This window comes from Halomonas qinghailakensis (genome assembly GCF_025820815.1).
GTDB classification, from domain to species: domain Bacteria; phylum Pseudomonadota; class Gammaproteobacteria; order Pseudomonadales; family Halomonadaceae; genus Vreelandella; species Vreelandella qaidamensis.
In genome coordinates this window covers 193,728-211,038 of the sequence record NZ_CP096973.1, presented here as the reverse complement: position 1 = coordinate 211,038, position 17,311 = coordinate 193,728, and the positions used below count along the sequence as shown (strand labels likewise).

General features: G+C 52.2%; 13 protein-coding genes. 7 read left to right on the top strand and 6 right to left on the bottom strand.

What is annotated here, in order from left to right:
* Positions 1 to 11: 11 nt before the first annotated feature.
* The 6 genes from M0220_RS01000 to M0220_RS00975 form a co-directional block, all read right to left on the bottom strand.
* Positions 12 to 1,043, bottom strand: a complete 1,032-nt coding sequence (locus M0220_RS01000; protein WP_404813852.1) for a LacI family DNA-binding transcriptional regulator — start codon at positions 1,041 to 1,043, stop codon at positions 12 to 14.
* 228 nt (positions 1,044 to 1,271) lie between these two features.
* Positions 1,272 to 2,378 carry an ABC transporter ATP-binding protein gene (locus M0220_RS00995; protein WP_264018427.1) on the bottom strand — a complete coding sequence of 369 codons (1,107 nt, stop codon included), beginning with the start codon at positions 2,376 to 2,378 and terminating at the stop codon, positions 1,272 to 1,274.
* Positions 2,379 to 2,483: 105 nt separating this feature from the next.
* Complete coding sequence (locus M0220_RS00990; RefSeq protein WP_264018425.1) at positions 2,484 to 4,100, bottom strand: alpha-glucosidase family protein; 1,617 nt, start codon at positions 4,098 to 4,100, stop codon at positions 2,484 to 2,486.
* A 35-nt stretch (positions 4,101 to 4,135) separates the two neighbouring features.
* Positions 4,136 to 4,978 (bottom strand): carbohydrate ABC transporter permease, encoded by an 843-nt coding sequence (locus tag M0220_RS00985; protein ID WP_264018424.1) that lies wholly within the window; start codon positions 4,976 to 4,978, stop codon positions 4,136 to 4,138.
* A complete protein-coding gene (locus tag M0220_RS00980; RefSeq protein WP_264018423.1) occupies positions 4,978 to 5,964 on the bottom strand; it encodes a carbohydrate ABC transporter permease in 987 nt (328 codons plus the stop codon). The genes M0220_RS00985 and M0220_RS00980 overlap by 1 nt, the downstream gene beginning before the upstream one ends.
* Before the next feature lie 14 nt (positions 5,965 to 5,978).
* The gene (locus M0220_RS00975; protein WP_264018422.1) at positions 5,979 to 7,250 is read right to left on the bottom strand and encodes an ABC transporter substrate-binding protein; all 1,272 of its coding nucleotides are present in this window, start codon (positions 7,248 to 7,250) and stop codon (positions 5,979 to 5,981) included.
* Between the two features lie 539 nt (positions 7,251 to 7,789).
* Here M0220_RS00975 and M0220_RS00970 point away from each other — a divergent pair.
* From M0220_RS00970 to M0220_RS00940, 7 genes are all read left to right on the top strand, one after another.
* Complete coding sequence (locus M0220_RS00970; protein WP_264018421.1) at positions 7,790 to 9,313, top strand: carbohydrate porin; 1,524 nt, start codon at positions 7,790 to 7,792, stop codon at positions 9,311 to 9,313.
* Between the two features lie 169 nt (positions 9,314 to 9,482).
* On the top strand, positions 9,483 to 12,188 hold the full coding sequence (gene malT, locus M0220_RS00965) for an HTH-type transcriptional regulator MalT (protein ID WP_264018420.1): 2,706 nt from the start codon (positions 9,483 to 9,485) through the stop codon (positions 12,186 to 12,188).
* Between the two features lie 128 nt (positions 12,189 to 12,316).
* Positions 12,317 to 14,011 (top strand): alpha-amylase family glycosyl hydrolase, encoded by a 1,695-nt coding sequence (locus M0220_RS00960; RefSeq protein WP_264018419.1) that lies wholly within the window; start codon positions 12,317 to 12,319, stop codon positions 14,009 to 14,011.
* A complete protein-coding gene (gene ugpC, locus M0220_RS00955) occupies positions 13,999 to 15,114 on the top strand; it encodes a sn-glycerol-3-phosphate ABC transporter ATP-binding protein UgpC (protein WP_264018418.1) in 1,116 nt (371 codons plus the stop codon). The genes M0220_RS00960 and ugpC overlap by 13 nt, the downstream gene beginning before the upstream one ends.
* A 160-nt stretch (positions 15,115 to 15,274) precedes the next feature.
* Positions 15,275 to 15,799: a DUF3455 domain-containing protein gene (locus M0220_RS00950; RefSeq protein WP_030069031.1), complete on the top strand. Its 525-nt coding sequence runs from the start codon at positions 15,275 to 15,277 to the stop codon at positions 15,797 to 15,799.
* A 167-nt stretch (positions 15,800 to 15,966) separates the two neighbouring features.
* Positions 15,967 to 16,548, top strand: coding sequence for a sigma-70 family RNA polymerase sigma factor (locus M0220_RS00945; protein WP_030069034.1), 582 nt, complete (start codon positions 15,967 to 15,969; stop codon positions 16,546 to 16,548).
* Positions 16,545 to 17,267: an anti-sigma factor gene (locus tag M0220_RS00940; RefSeq protein ID WP_030069036.1), complete on the top strand. Its 723-nt coding sequence runs from the start codon at positions 16,545 to 16,547 to the stop codon at positions 17,265 to 17,267. The genes M0220_RS00945 and M0220_RS00940 overlap by 4 nt, the downstream gene beginning before the upstream one ends.
* Positions 17,268 to 17,311 lie beyond the last annotated feature (44 nt).

Below are 17,311 nucleotides of genomic sequence, written 5' to 3'. Positions count from 1 at the left end.
CTGCTTGAGCCTCATGGGCAAGTATCACCCAGCAGTAACTCAGTTTTGAGTAGCTGCTGGGTTTTTGGTATCCGCCCTAGAATCATTTTCGCCGCCACGCGGCCTTTGCCCGCACTGTCCTGGCGCACGGTCGTTAAACGCGGTGCTCTATATTGCCCTTCCGCTATGCCATCAAAGCCCGTAATTCTTAGTTCTCCCGGTACGTGAATGCCGCGCTGTTCGGCTAATGTAAGTGCGGTTAGCGCAATACGGTCTGACATACACAGCAGCAGGTCTGGCCGCTGATTGGTAGGCAGGTCAAGGATTTCTGTGATCACCGGTGAGCACACATCAAACACATTCTCTTCGATATTCCACAATGGGATCTGATCAGCATCAAAGCCATGTTCGGTGAGCGCTGCATGAAACCCAGCCAAGCGGGCGCGGCTAATAGTACTGCTGTTGGGTAGCATTGTGTGTGCAGCAGTTACTCGCCCATTGCAATGCTCTTTGGTCAGGCGAAGATTGATCACCGCTGGTCGTTCAGGCCGAGTTTTTAGCGCGTGCTGGGCAATATGATAGCTGGCATCCTGGTCATCGATATGAACGGTAGGGCTGCCTTCAATATCGAAGTCAACCGACACCAGTGGACGTTGGGAAGGAAGCTCGCTGAGTAGCTTATTATTGGGCATTAAACCGTAAACGATAAAGCCGTCGGCAATATTTGCTGACCCTGGTGGCTGGGAAGCATGACCACGTCCAGGTAGTAACAGCAAGGTATGGCCATGGGCATCGAGTACTTCAGCGACACCTGATAAAAACTCACTGGCAACAGCATCGTTAAGGCTGTAGGTCAGGCTTTCGGCAAGAATAACCGCAACAATGCTTGAGCGCCCAGTGCGCAGGCTCCGAGCCTTTGCGTCTGGGCCGTTATACCCTAGGCGTTTGGCCTCACTTAAAATGCGGTCTCTTAAAAGGGGGGAGAGCTGATCAGGGCGGTTGAAGGCATTTGATATTGTCGCGGTGGAAACGCCGAGTTCTGTGGCAAGATCTTTGAGAGTCATTCGACGATGGGCAGTCACGGGTTTCCTATCCTGTTTAATTATTTAGCGTTATTTTACATCGCAGGCTAATGAATTGAATCACGCGCAAAAAAATAACGGCCTTGACGTTATTCTTACCACCATTGCAAAGGGTGGCAGCATCACCAAAGGCCGTTGTAAGTCCAGCAAGAGATCGCTGGCGATTTATATTAACTCTTTATATCAACCGCCTAAATCAACAATCGAAAGCTAGGCTGCAGAACGTGTTTCAGCAAGCGCTAATGCCATACCGTTTTCATCAAATAGATGAACATGTTCAATGTCAGGCACCAGGGATACTTGTTGGCCTTCTTTCCACTGGCTAGGCGCTTCGCTACGATGAATAAGCAGTGTATCGCCCTCTTTTGGTTCTAAGTAGACATACACTTCATTGCCTAGGTATTCAACGTTAACGATATCAAAGCAATTATTGTCCGTTGGAGCTTCCAAGCGCAGGTGCTCTGGGCGTACGCCCAATGTCAGCGAGCTGCCAGAGCTGTAGCTGCCAGCCGCTTGAGGGAGCACAACCTCTCCTAACCCTTTTGCAGTTACTCGGCAGCCATCCTTTGAGCCGATGACAAGCTCTGCGGACATAAAATTCATCGTAGGTGAGCCGATAAAACCTGCGACAAACTTGGTGGCTGGACGTTGGTAAAGTTCATGTGGACTGCCAACTTGCTCGATATGGCCGCCTTTGAGTACCACGATTTTGTCTGCCAGGGTCATCGCTTCGACTTGATCGTGGGTCACATAAATCATGGTAGAACCCAGGCGATTGTGAAGCCTGGCGATCTCGTTGCGCATTTGTACGCGCAGCGACGCATCCAGGTTAGAAAGCGGCTCATCAAAAAGCAAAATACGAGGCTCTCGGGCCATCGCGCGGCCCATTGCAACACGCTGGCGCTGACCGCCCGACAGTGCTTTCGGCTTGCGGTGCAGTAGATCTTCAAGCTGCAAAATTTTAGCGGTACTCATTACCCGTTCATGAACCGTCTCTTTGTCCGTTTTGGCAAGCTTCAAACCAAAGGCCATGTTGTCATAAACGGTCATATGTGGATAAAGAGCATACGACTGGAACACCATGCCCACACCGCGCTCTCGCGGGGGGAGGTCATTAACTAACGTATCACCAATGTTTAAGTCACCGTCGGTGATGGACTCTAGACCTGCAATAAGTCGCAGCAGTGTGGATTTGCCACAGCCGGATGGGCCAACAAAGACGACAAATTCACCATCGCCAATGGTCAGGTCAACGTCTTTAATAATGTGATCGTGACCAAATATTTTGTTGATCTTTTCAAGCGTAACACTTGCCATGGTTAGCTCCTTGTCGGCCTCAATGCAGCATTCCTCGTATCGGGCCGACTATCATTATTGAATGTTGTTATTGAATGTTGCTATTGAGTATTGCCATTTACTTGATTAAGCAACGTGCATGAAAGCGGCTTGATAGGCAGGCAGCGTTAGCATATTGTCCTTGCGGGCCGCAGTGAAGCCGTGTCCTTCTAGCTCACTGATGACGTCAAAGGGGAGAGCTGTTTGCAGCTCATTCCCCGTCAGGTTAAAGACACACAGCACTTTCTCTTGGTCATTTTGACGAATAAAACCCAGTAACTCCTCGCCAACCTCAATAAGCTGTAAATCACCGTCGAACAGCGCGGAGTGCGCTTGGCGGAAAGCTAGCATTCGGCGAACACTGTTAAGTGTTGAGCCTGGATCTGCCTGCTGACGGCTAACTGCCAACGGCAAGTGACGTTTGTCTACAGGTAGCCATGGCTCAATAGGCGAGAAGCCTGCCTGAGTATCATCAGACCATGGCATTGGCGTACGGCACCCGTCTCGGCCTTTAAACTCTGGCCAAAGGGCTTTTCCATAGGGGTCTTGAATGCGCTCGAAGGGTACCTCAGCTTCTGGAAGCCCTAACTCTTCCCCTTGATAAAGGCAGACGCTGCCGCGTAGGGAAAACAGCATGGCGAGCATCACTTTAGGATAAGCAACAGGGTCTTCTTCAGCGCCCCAGCGTGATGCGCTGCGTTCAACATCATGATTCGATGTTGCCCAGCAGGGCCAAGCGTCACCAGCTAGCTGCTGAAAGCGTTCAATGACGCGATGGATATAGCGGGCAGAACGTGGCTTGTTAAGCAGGTCGAAGGTGTACGCCATGTGCAGCTTATCACCGCCAGCGGTGTACTCAGCCATGCGCTCAAGCGGGTTGTCATCGCCGATTTCGCCTACTGTCGTAGTGCCCGGATACTCATTCATTAAAGCGCGTAAGTCTTTCAAAAACAATACGTTTTCAGGGCGGCTGATATCATAGACATGGCGCTGCCAGGTGTAGGGGTTGGCTTCTGGCGCACCCAGTGTCTTGGATTCACCTTTTGGCACTGGCGGGTTGTCACGTAGCTCAGCGTCGTGGAAGTAGAAGTTGACGGTATCTAAGCGGAAACCATCAACGCCAAGATCCAGCCAGAAGCGCATGTTGTCCAGCTGGGCTTGACGGGCTTCTGGGTTGTGGAAATTAATATCCGGTTGGCTGGATAAAAAATTATGCAGGTAATACTGCTGACGGCGCGTGTCAAAGGTCCAGGCAGGACCACCGAAAATAGACAACCAGTTGTTTGGTGGAGTGCCATCTGGCTTAGGGTCTGCCCACACAAACCAGTCAGCTTTGGGGTTAGTACTGTTCTGGCGGCTCTCCTTAAACCAAGCGTGCTGTTCAGAGGTATGGCTAATAACTTGGTCAATCATCACTTTAAGACCAAGTGAATGGGCCTTGTCGAGCAGCGCTTTAAAATCTTCCAAAGTGCCGAACATTGGGTCGACGTCGCGGTAATCGCTGACGTCGTAGCCAAAGTCGAGCATGGGAGAGGTGAAAAAGGGTGAAAGCCAGACACCGTCAACATTCAAAGAAGCCACGTAGCTAAGCTTTTCAGTAACACCTTTTAAGTCACCAATGCCGTCCCCACGGCTGTCTAAAAAGCTGCGCGGATAAATTTGATAGATAACGCCACCGCGCCACCACGTCAGGTTGTCTTGCATGAATAATCCTTAATAAAACGTAAATGCGTCTGCGCTTAGCCTTTCACTGCACCAGCAGTGAGGCCTGAAACAATTCGACGCTGGAAAATAATAACTAGAATCACCAGCGGCACGGTGACGACGACCGATGCAGCCATGATTGGGCCCCAGGGCAGTTCGTAGGCGCTACCACCAGAAAGCAGGGCTATGGCAACTGGCACAGTGCGCTGGGTATCAGTGAGTGTGAAGGTCAAGGCAAACAGGAACTCATTCCAGGCGGCAATGAAAGCGAGAAGGCCAGTAGTTGCCATAGCGGGCCACATTAGCGGTAGGAAAACTTTAGTAATCGTAATCCATGGCGTAGCGCCATCCATGATGGCGGCTTCTTCCAGCTCCATGGGTAGCTCTTTCATGAAGGTGGTAAGCACCCAAACAGTGAAAGGCAGCGTGAAAATGGTGTAGCTCAAAATTAGGCCAGCGGGATTGTTATAGAGGTTTAGTGCGCGAATCACCTCAAACAAGCCTGAGAGCACCGCAACTTGGGGAAACATCGATACCCCAAGAATGACTAGCATGACGGTCGAGCGACCACGGAAGCGAACACGACCCAGCGCGTAGGAAGCGGTAATACCTAGGAGAAGCGCAATGAAAACAACGCTAAATGCCACGACAACCGAGTTAAAAATCGCACGTATAAAGCTCGATTGGCTAAAAATCTGGGCATAGTTGTCCAGGTTCCAGCTCGAAGGCCAAAGTTCAACTCTAAAAAGCTCGCTGGAAGGTTTTAGTGAGGTAATCACCGCGTAATAAAACGGGAAAACGGCATACACCATAATCAGCGCAATTAAGGCCCAAAAGCCGACGCGCTTAGCAATTTTGGCTAACTGACGTTGGTTCATCAGTCACCTCCTAGTTGTATTTTGTTACGGCCTAAATAGAGGTAAGCAACAGTGGCCAGGGCAATAATCAAGAACAACAGAGTAGAGGCGGCGCTGCCGTAACCAACATCCTGGAACTCAACCAACTGTTGGCGCGCATAGACCGACATCGACATCGTGCTGGTCGAGTTAGAGGTCAGTACGTAGATCACGTCGAACACCCGCAGGGCATCTAGAAGACGGAAAATTACCGCCACCATCAAAGCCGGCGTAATCAACGGCAGAGTAACTTTGAAGAACACGCGGACGGGATGAATACCGTCTACTTCTGCGGCTTCATAACAATCTTTTGGCAACATTTGTAGGGCGGCTAACACCAACAGGGCAACAAACGGAATTGTTTTCCAGACATCGACCATGATGACTGCCCACATTGAGTAAGTAGCGCTAGCCGTCCAGGCGATAGGATTGTCAATAATCCCAACGGTCATTAGCAGGTGATTGATGATGCCGAACTGATCGTTGAGCATCCATGCCCACATTTGTGCGGAAACGATGGTGGGGATTGCCCACGGAATCAGCACTGCCGCGCGAACAATCGTCCGACCCTTAAACTCCGCATTTAGGATCAGCGCCACAATCACACCGAAAATGACTTCTAAAGAAACGGATACCACCGAAAAATAAACGGTGTTCCAAACAGAACGCCACCAAATAGGGTCGGCAAGAACCCCGAACCAACGGCCATTGTCGTAGACGAGGTAGTTTTCAAACCCGATTAGATTAGCCGCACCGAGGTCCGACAGTGAGGCATCGGTGAAGCTTAGAAAAAATGTTCGCATTAACGGCCAGCCAGCAACCAGCGTTAATGCAATTAGCATGGGGGCCAAGAACAACCAAGCCGCTTTGACCCGTTGACGGCGCACTTTGGTGCCGCGGTGCCGTCGCGCTGGTGCGATGGCTGAGCGCGCCTCGAGGGGCGCGCTATTATTAGAAGAGATCGACATAGGTGTCTCCGCGGTTACCAGTTGCGACGCTTCAGGCGTAGTAGCTCGCCTTCAAGGTCAGCGACGGCGTCAGCGCCCGTTTTAGTGCCTGAAAGCACATCGTGTGAGGTGCTGAAGAAGGCATTGCTCACACGGCCATAGGCATCACCGGTAGGTGCTGACGGACGGGCGACTGCATTGGTGAAAGTGTCGTAAAGGGTTCCGAAGAAGGGAACTGCTTCCAAAACCTCTTCATCTTGATAAAGCGAATCGATGGTGGGGTTGTAGGAAGATTGGATGGCGCGACGCTTTTGCTCTTCTTCACCGGCCAAGAAAGCGACCAGGTCAGCGGCGAGCTCGGGATGTTCGCTATAACGGGATACCGCTAAGTTCCAACCGCCTAAACCAGCTGCACTTTGGCCGTCTTCCCCACCTGCGGGCAATTGGGTGACACCAACGTTGCCCCGCACATCGCTATCCTCACTTTGAGCCAGTGACCATGCGTATGGCCAGTTACGCATAAACACGGCATTACCACCCTGGAAGACTCCACGGGCTTCTTCTTCGGTATAATTCAATACGCCTTCAGGAGAAATGTCACCAATCCAAGAGGCAGCTAAATCTAGCGCTTCAGCAGCTTTCTCGTTATTGATGGTGACTTCGCCATCATGATCTACCACGGTACCGCCACCGAAGCTTGATACCCACTCCAGAGCATTGACGGCAAGTCCTTCATAAGCACGCCCCTGGAAGACAAAGCCCTGCATACGATCATTGCCTTCAGCACGCTCCGCATCTTTGATATCACGTGCGATGTCGGTCAGTTCCTGCCACGTAGTAGGCACGTCATGCCCATGTTTTTCTAGCAAGTCTTCGCGGTAATATAGAACGCCCGCATCGGTAAACCAGGGCATCGCAACTAGGCGGCCATCGATAGTGTTATTGGTGACAATGGTATCGAAGTGGCCCGCTGCGGCATCTTCACCGAGCACCTCACGTAAATCGAGAAGGTGATTAGCGAGTAGGCCTGGCCAAACGACATCGATCTGCATGACATCAATGTCGCTAGAGTTGGCGGACAAAATTTGCTGATAGAGTGATAAACGTTCAGTAGACGAGTTGGGCGTTGAAACCACATCGACACTGTGACCGGTCTTCTCTTCCCAGGCTTTTACGCCTTCTTGGCAAAGGGTAAGCTCCGCACCAACAGCGCCACAAGAAATGGTTAACTCAGCCGCTTGGGCAGAACCAGTGACGCTAGCGATACTAGCCAAAGCAATAGCAGAAGTGAGTAGTGTCTTTTTCATAGGGCGTTCCTCGACATTTGTTGTTGTGGGTAATGGGTGTTCAAAGCGCTTGCAGCACCTACTTAAACGATTAAGTATGGTGCTAGTTAGCCGCCTCCTCGTAACAAGTTCAATAGCGACTTTTGTCTAATGCCCCTTCATTGGTTTTAGCTAATCTCTGAATTGTTTTAGACATTGGTCGATAATTAGAAGTTTATTGTTGGTTTACTAGCTCTTAATCGATTAAGTTTTGTGTTCCGCCATTTGGTGGAGCGAAACGTAGTTGCTTTGCAACATAATCTTCTCTATCTGGCTAGGCAATTAAGCGTTCAACGCCCAAAAGGCGTCCAGTACAAAAAGACGATTAGTGCCACCACGAGTGTTCAGCGCCGCTAAGCAGAAATGGACGCTACCAGAGCAGCAAGGCGTCAGTGAGTGCCTTGGGTCTATCGGTAGGGTTTAAACAGCATTGCAAGTTTGCGTTTTTAAGAAATCTTAAAAATAAAAGAGTTAAAGCCAGTTGCTAACACACTGGATGTAAAAACACAGGGTTTAAAACAATGCATAAAATGACATTCAAGACGCCTCTCGCCATTGCCATCGCCGCTGCCAGTTTTGGCTTGTATGGCACTGCTAGCGCTAACACCACACTAGAGGAAAGGTTTGCGCAGTTAGAAGCACGAATTGCAGCTGCCGAGCAGCGTGCCAATGCTGCGGAACGCCGCGCTGAGTTAGCTGAGCAGGGACAAACTACACCATCGTCGAGTGCGCCTGCCGCCGCCACCGATATTGAAGAACGCCTTGCCCGTGTAGAGCGCCAATCCAATGGCGAAGAAGGGTTCTCTTTTAATGTTTATGCGCGCTCTGGCTTGCTAATTGGCGAAGACGGCAAAAGCGCACCAGGTGGCCCTTATCTAACACCCGCGGGTGGAAATGGCGGCGCTGTTGGCCGTTTGGGCAATGAGCCGGATACTTATTCTGAAGCCATTCTTAACTACCGCATGCAGTTTGATAACGGTGCAAAAGCCCGTTACACCACTATGTTGGCTGCCGGTACTAATTCCAGCAATGACTGGGTAGGCGATGATACTAACCTAAACGTTCGTCAGGTATATGCCGAATTTAGTGATCTGCCAAGCTTTACCGGCGCGTTTGAAAACGCTTCTATTTGGGCCGGTAAGCGCTTTGACCGTGATAACTTTGATATCCATTGGCTCGACAGCGATGTCGTCTTCCTCGCGGGTACCGGTGGCGGTATTTACGACATGCAGCTAGCCGATAACTGGAAGAGTAACTTTTCAGTTTATGGTCGCAGCTTCAGCGACTATCCGGTCGTCAACCGTGAAAATCCCGGTTTAGATGGCGAAAATAGCGATACGGATAACCTTGTAGTGACCTCCAATAATTACTTCGGTAACTGGCAGGTCATGGTCAACGGCATGTCTGCTGCTGATAACGATGAGCGTGATATCGGTGTGGGCCAAAATGCGGCTGACTCGGGCTGGCATACCATGGTGGCTTACCACGGCGACAGCTTCTTCGGCATGGGCGAGGGTAACTTTAAGGCCGCTGTACTGCACGGCCAAGGCTTAGGGGCCGAAGTTAAAGGGTTGGGCAGCAACGGCGACCTGACGGATGATGCTACCGCAACGCGGCTGGCGCTATACGGAACGACCTACATTGCACCGAAGTGGCGTATTGCACCGTCTATACTGGCTGAAACCAGTGAAGATCGTTTCGCCAATGGCGACAGCTATGACTGGGCCACGCTAAACGTGCGCTTGGCGAATGAAATTAACCAGAATTTCGAAATGCAGTACGAAGCTAGCTATCAGTGGATGGATTTAGATCCACAGGGTTACAGTGACCGTAACGCGGTTGATGGTGACTATATGAAGTTCACTATCGCACCGACTTTCAAGCCGGAAGTAGGTGGTTTCTGGAAGCGTCCTGAGATCCGTCTATTCACGACTTACAGCGATTGGGACGATAGCCTTAATAGCTACGGTGCAAGTTCTCTAGGTAGCGATGGATTTACTGGCGGTGAATTCACCTTTGGCGTACAAACCGAGGTATGGTTCTAAGCAGAGTTTCTAAGCAGAGTTTCTGAGCAGAGTTTCTGAGCAGAGTTTCTGAGCAAAGATTCTAAGCGTAAGCCGCTGCTCGCTAGCGAAAACTGTTTCTCCAATGCTGATTGCCCGCGACGTGTCGCGGGCTTTTTGTTATGTAAATCACTGATATCGGGAGGCGCTGATGTCGTTACTTAAAGAAAAGCTAAAGGCACCGCCGTTGCCGCTTAGTGTGGTGGCCCGGCCTAGGCTTAATGATTATTTCACTTTAAATGATCGAGTGCGGCTGCTGCTGATTCAGGCACCTTCCGGATACGGCAAAACGGCACTATTGGCCGAGCGGTTGCCTGCGCTGGAGCAGGAGGCCGCCTGGCTTCGATTGGATCAGCGTGATAACCAACCAGCACGTTTTCTAACCTACTGGCGGGCAGCGTTGCACAAACTGCTCGATGACACCTATGTGCTTTCGCCCATGGCTGACAATACTGACTGCATTGAGCAGCTTGAGCGTTGGCTGGGCGAGTTACCCGAGCAGCGTTCCCCGTGTCGTTTCGTTGTAGATGAGTTTGAACACTTGACCCATCCCGATATTTTGGCTGGCGTCGCTCACTGGCTACGTCATCAGCCGCCCTGGTTGACCTTGACACTGGCGAGCCGCTCGCGACCAGCGCTTGGTTTGGCGAGCCTGCGATTGAGGGGGGAGCTTGAAGAAATCGACCTTCATGGGTTGGCCTTTGACAGCGAAGAAGCACATACCCTGTGTGCCGAACAGCTAAGTTTTCCGCCCACCCGAGTAAGCCTTGAACGCGCGTTGCGTAAAAGCGGTGGCTGGATTTTGGCGCTTAACTGGCTGGTTGAGCGAACCACCACGCGTGCGGGATTTGATGCGCTGGTCGAGCGTTTAAGCGGCGCGCATCCTGATTTTGTCGCTTGGTTTGATGAGCTGCTAGCCGCTGCACTTCCCTCTGAAGAGCGCGAATTAATGCTTCAGTTGGGGGTGTTAGAGCGTTTTTCGCCCGAACTAATGGCGCGCCTTTTGGAAGGAGAGCGGCTAACTCAGCGTTTAGAAGCGTTTGAACAAGCGGGACTCTTTATTGAACGCCCCGACCCTCATGCCCAGTGGTTCCGCTTCCAGCGGCTATTTGGCGAGTATCTTCGACACCGCCGACACGAGCTTAATTTATCTACTCAGCGAAGACTGCACCAGCGTGCAAGTCAGGCGTGGTTAGCGCTAAATGATCCGGTCATGGCGTTACGACAGGCAATTTTAGCCGAGGAGCAAGAGGACGTTGCCAGCTTATTGACTGCGCAGGGCCCTGCCTTATTAGCTAGTGGGGCCTATGCGTTATTAGCGCAAGGTTTTGCGCTGTTGGGCGAACCGAAGCTTTCAAAAAGTCCAGAGCATACGCTGCTCTATGGCTGGGTATCTCATGGGCAATTTCAGTTTGATGTGACAGCACGGGTGATCGGATGGATCGAGGCACAGCTGGATGAGCCCGAATGGCAGGCGTTGAACGCTGAATTTGCCACGTTACGTGCCCAATTGGCGATTAATCATGGTAACGCTGAGCGCGCAGCGCCACTTGCTGAGCAGGCACTTGCGGTGCCTGCACGTTACTTAGCGTCAACGCCGTTGACGGCAACGGCTATTCTCAGCGAAGCGCGCTTTGTACAAGGCTATTTAGAGGAGTCGCTGCAGCGGGTGCGTGAGGTAGAGCGACAAGCGCGGCAGGTTGGCGATCATCAACGACTGCTGTGGTCGTTTTGTCATCAGTCGGAAGCACTGGTGGCTCAAGGTCGCTTGCAGGCCGCCTACGATATTCAAGAGCGCGCCTTTGCACATCTAGAGCGCGCCGAACTTGAACATTTACCGGTTGCGGAGTTTTTGTACCGCATTCGCAGCCAGGTGCTTTGGGAGTGGCATCGGTTAGATGAAGCCGAGCAAGCCGCGTTGAAAGGTATTGCGGTGTTAGACAATCAAGGCGAGCGCTGGACGCTTCAGTGCCATATTCAGCTCGCTAAAGTCGCCCAGAGCCGAGGAGACCAAGCGCAGTGTGCTGACCATATTCGTAGGCTTCGCAAAATTCTCTCAGAAGGGGACTACCACATTGACTGGGTAGCCAATGCCCATGCAACGCTGTTGGCGTGGTGGCAATCGACACACGATATGGATGCGGTTGAGCGTTGGCGCCAAGAAGCGCCAGAACCCATTGCTGAACATGCCACCAATCATTTTTCCCAGTGCAACGTGCGGAACCATGCCCGTGCATTAACACTATTGGGGCGCTACGAAGAGGCCCGCGAACTGCTGGATGCCCTTGAAGCCCACACACAGCGACTGGGATTAGTGACCGACGCGAATCGCAACCAGCTGTGCTTAGCGGCGGTGGCTTGGCATCAAGGTCAAGTTGTCCAGGCAAGTCACCATATGCATCAGGCACTCGGTTTGGCTTCCCGCACCGCGTTGGTGGGCAGCTTTTTACGCTTAGGGAAACCGCTGGGGGAGCTGCTGTCGACGTTATTAGCAAGTAATACCTTAGCCCCCCTTGAGCAGGCGCGTGCGGAACGGCTGTTGACCTTAGCCATCCGCCAAAAGGATTTTGGCAGTGCCCGCCGCTTGATGTTGGACGAGACAGTGATTGCCAACATTGTGGCACGGCCCGATGTGCCTGAACTTATCCGAACGTCGCCACTGACTCGACGAGAGTGGCAAATCTTGGGTCTGATTCATGCTGGACTCTCGAATGAGCAGATCGCCGAACAGCTATCGGTGGCACCGACCACCATCAAAACGCATATCCGCAGTCTTTATCAAAAACAGAATATTCGCCGACGTGATGAAGCTATTGCGCTGGCGGGGCAATTACTGGCGCATATTCAAGGAGAGTAAAGAAGGTTTATGGTCGGCGCTAGTGGCTACTCCTAACGCCTACGCCTGGTCAATCCATAGGGGGATGATTTTATATCGAGGTTCAGCCTGCATGATGGCAAGCAACAGGCCATTAAAAGGACAATACGATGATGCAGATGCCTTCAACTTCCCACTACGTTGGCAGCCAAGGCGCTGACTGGTGGCGCGGTGCCGTGATTTATCAAATCTATCCGCGTAGCTTTTTAGACAGTCGTGGCGACGGCATTGGTGATTTAAAAGGGGTAATTGACAAGCTCGATTACATTGCCTCGCTTAATGTCGATGCGATTTGGTTGTCGCCATTTTTTACATCGCCGATGAAAGATTTTGGCTACGATATTAGCGATTATCGCGGTATCGATCCGATGTTTGGCACTCTGGAAGACTTTGACCGACTGATAGAAGCCGCTCATGTGCGAGGGCTGAAGGTAACCATCGACCAAGTGATGTCGCACACGTCAGACCAGCACGCCTGGTTTGAAGAGAGCCGACAAAGCCGTGATAACCCCAAAGCTGACTGGTACGTCTGGGCTGACCCCAAGCCTGATGGTGCGCCGCCGACCAACTGGCAGTCGGTGTTTGGTGGCAGCGCCTGGCAGTGGGATACGCGCCGTTGTCAGTACTATCTGCATAACTTCCTGGCTAGCCAGCCGGATCTGAATTTCCGCACTCCCGCCGTGGTGGATGCCATTCTGGAAGAAGCGCGCTTTTGGCTAGAGCGCGGGGTCGACGGCTTCCGTCTTGATGCGGTGAACTTCTGCACCCATGGCGAGCTTAAGGATAATCCTCCGCGCGCAGAAGTAACCGAAAGCTTTTTAGGTGTTCGCCCGGACAACCCCTACGGCTACCAGCTTCACCAGTACGATAAAACCCAGCCAGAAAACGTGGTGTTTTTAGAGCGCCTGCGCGGCTTGTTAGACGAGTACCCAGGCTCGACGAGCGTAGGAGAAGTTGGTGACGATGACGCCCTGGGAGTGATGGCGGAATACTCCCAAGGTGGGAATCGCCTGCATATGTGCTACTCGTTCAACCTGCTTACCGACAAATCCGACCCTGGTTATTTGCATAAAACGCTCACCGAAATGGAAGCACGCATTGGTGATGGTTGGCCCTGTTGGGCACTGGGGAACCACGATGTTACCCGTCTTGCCACTCGCTGGCAGGCCGAAGGGCAGCTGGATAAGCTGCGGCTTTATATGGTGTTCTTGCTTACCCAGCGGGGCAGTGTGTGCCTCTATCAAGGCGAAGAACTTGGCTTGCCTGAAGCTGAACTGACGTTTGAGCAGTTGGTTGACCCGGCGGGCATTACCTTTTGGCCTACCTATAAAGGCCGCGACGGCTGCCGAACGCCACACCCCTGGCAAGCTGACGCACCACATGCTGGCTTTAGTAACGTCACGCCCTGGCTGCCAGTGCCCGAGTCTCATGCCAGCCTCGCCGTTGACCAGCAAGATAGCGATGCCGGTTCGTTGCTCAATGCTTATCGCGAGTTTTTGGCGTTCCGCCGTATCCTGCCTGCGCTAGTAAAAGGCGACGTGCGCTATCATGCCGTGCGTGACGATGTACTCTGTTTAGAGCGCACTTATCAACAAACACGGTTGTTGATTGCGCTAAACTTTAGCGATCGAACCGTCACTCGCATGGTTCCTGAGAGCGCTGAATCTATTAAGGGTTCGCCTGCCTGGCTAAACGGCGTATGGCGGGGTGGCCAGTTAACGCTGCCGCAACTGTCTCTTCCGCCCTATGGCGTGGCGATTGCCCAGTGCTCACAAACCGAGGAAGACGCGCCATGGGACGTTTAACGCTTAGCGGCATTGGTAAATCCTTTGACGGTGTGGAAATCTCTCGGGATATCGATCTTACGATCGAAGATGGCGAGTTTGTTGTCTTCGTTGGCCCCTCTGGCTGCGGAAAATCCACCCTGCTGCGTATGATTGCGGGTCTGGAAGATATCACCGAAGGTGATATGCAACTTGATGGTCAGCGGATCAATGAGATTCCTCCCCAGGAGCGGGATATAGGCATGGTCTTCCAGTCCTATGCGCTTTACCCGCATATGAGCGTGGCAGAAAACATGGCCTTTGGCTTAAAGCTGGCGCGTACTGATAAAGCCGAAATTCGTCGTCGTGTACAACACGCTGCGGAAATGCTGCACTTAACTGAACTGCTTGAACGCAAACCTAAAGATCTTTCAGGTGGCCAGCGTCAGCGGGTAGCGATTGGCCGTACCTTGGTAAAAGAGCCCGCGGTTTTTTTGTTCGATGAGCCGCTCTCTAATCTGGATGCCGCGCTGCGGGTGGATATGCGGGTGCAAATTGCGGCCCTGCATAAGCGTTTGAACGCCACCATGATCTACGTGACCCACGATCAAGTGGAAGCAATGACTTTGGCTGACCGTATTGTGCTGCTTTCCCGTGGCCGTATCGCCCAGGTCGGCGCGCCGCTTTCGCTTTACCACTTCCCTAAAACCCTTGAAGTGGCCGAGTTTATAGGCTCGCCACGGATTAATACTTTTACCGTCACGGTGGTAGACCCAGGCGAGCGCCAAACAGTAGTGCGCCTGCATAGTGGTGACACGTTGACAGTAGCGGTCAATGGCAAGCACCTTCAGTCAGGAGATAGCGCAACGCTTGGGCTGCGGGCAGAAGATTTTGTCGCAGCCGAGCAGGCAGAAGCCACGCTGAATGCGAGCTTGATGGTGGCGGAAAAGTTGGGCTACGAAACGCTGGCGCATTGGCAGGTAGTAGGCATCGACGTCCCACTTACCCAGCGTTTAGATGGCTTGACTCGCCTAGAAGAGGGCCAAAATGTACGCTTGGGGCTTGCAGGCCAGCACTGCCATCTGTTTGATCAGCACGGTAATGCTTGCCCCCGGCAGGTTGAAGTAGATGGCGTTAGTCAGTAGATAATCAACTGATTTATATATATAAAAAGCGCCTCAAATTTTTTAGGCGCTTTTTTCTTAATTATTTTCTAAAAAGAGTGCATCCAAAACGTCTCCTCGTGTGTATCCCCTATACAGCCACACTTTGCAGTGGTTGATACAAAACTCAAGGAGACTGAAAATGACTATCCAACCTCTTACGCGTGCAGCACTCGCCGCTACCTTGATTGCATCCTTCAGTCATGTTGCGCTGGCCGATATGACGCCTGCCGACGTTCAAGTGCCCGACGGCAATACCGTCGCCCTGGAAACAGTCGGTGTGGGCGCGATTACCTACATGTGTGAAGCCAAAGACGACGGTACTATGGGCTGGGTATTCAAAGGCCCACACGCGGCGCTGAACGATAGTGATGGGGCTCAAGTTGGCAGCTACTACGGCCCGCCTGCTACCTGGGAAGCATTGGATGGCTCTAAAATAACCGGCACTCAGCTGGCAACTGCCGCGAATGGTGATGGCAATATCCCGTTGCAGCTCGTTGAAGCCAATCCTGCGGAAGGTGAGGGCGCAATGACTGGCGTTAGCTATATTCAACGCCTGAATACTCAGGGCGGTGTTGCACCAGATGTGGCTTGTGATGACGGCCATGAAGGTGCCACTGCAGTTGTAACTTATCAGGCAGACTATATTTTCTGGACAGCTAACTAAGACTAAGTCCTTTAATTGCTTAATTAATATCAATACCGTTGCTAAGCAAAAATTTTCTCAAGAAACACATCTAAGTAAGGCTAGAGGCTCGTCTCGCGAGTCTCTAGCCGCTATGCTTGCTGGGAAAGCGCGGCGACAGGCTCGACGCGTCACCAGGGAGCTAGCATGTGTCTGATATAGGCGTATCTACGATAACTAACGACTTCGATTATGCTGATGCACTTGCGCGCTGTGCCCGTGGTGAGCAAGTGGCACTGCAGCAGCTTTATCGTCAAGAGGGTGCCCGACTGCTTGGGGTTGTCATGCGTATCGTGAAAGACCGCGGTATGGCTGAGGACATTGTTCACGATGCTTGCCTGAACATTTGGCAGCGTGCCGATAGTTTTGACCCCAAACGAGGCTCTGCCCGCACCTGGATATTCAGTATTGCCCGCCACTTAGCATTAAATGCTATCCGTCAGCGCGACCGAGAAGTCAGGCTAGATGTCAACGACCCAGGCGAGCTAGCCGATGATGACACCTACCAACAGTCATTATCGACGACGGCGGAGGCCTTTGACTGGCAGACTGGCCAGCAGATGGATGAGTGCTTGCAGCAATTGGAAACCGAGCGCCGAAACTGTGTGCTACATGCCTACGTGGATGGGTTAAGTCATGCCGAAATTTCTGCACACACTGGCGCGCCGCTAGGCACTGTTAAAGCCTGGATTAAGCGAAGTTTGCTTCGCCTGCGGGAGTGTATGTCATGACGCGTTCCAACGAAAACGATGACCTTCATGCACTTGCAGGGGAGTACGTACTAGGTTCGTTACCCATCGCTGAGCGAGAAGCCTTTGAGGCACGCTTAGCCAACGACCCACAATTACAAACCATCGTAGCTGACTGGGAAGAGCAGTTTTTCCCCTACACCGCGATCGTTGATCCTGTTACCCCATCAGATTATTTATGGCCGCGCATTGAGCGCAGCATGCAAGCCGCATCGAAAAGATCAGCGCGTGTTTCAAGGGCTGTCACAACGCCTCGCCGCTTGGTGCATAGCCTACCATTTTGGCGCGCCGCTACCGGCCTTGGTTTAGCTGCCGCCGTGACGATGGGTGTGTTGTTGACCAATGTCTCCACTGAACCAGCAACGCCAGAATATATGGTGGTGCTGTTAGCGCCGCAAACTCAATCAGCAGGGTGGGTTGTGCAGGCTGCCAACCGTCAAGAGATTCAACTGATCCCGTTGGGCACTTTTGAAGTGCCCGAAGGAAAAGCACTGGAGTTCTGGACCAAGGCGGATGATTGGCAAGCGCCGGTTTCACTTGGCCTAGTACAGCCAGGGCAACCGCTGCGCCTGCGTTTAGACCAGTTACCGCCGCTTGAAGATAACCAGCTCTTTGAACTCACGCTAGAGGATGACACCGGTTCGCCTACCGGTCTACCGACTGGCCCGATTGAGTTTATCGGCCGCGCGGTGGAGATTTAACGCATAGTGTTATTAACGATGCTAAGTGTTATTAACGATGCTAA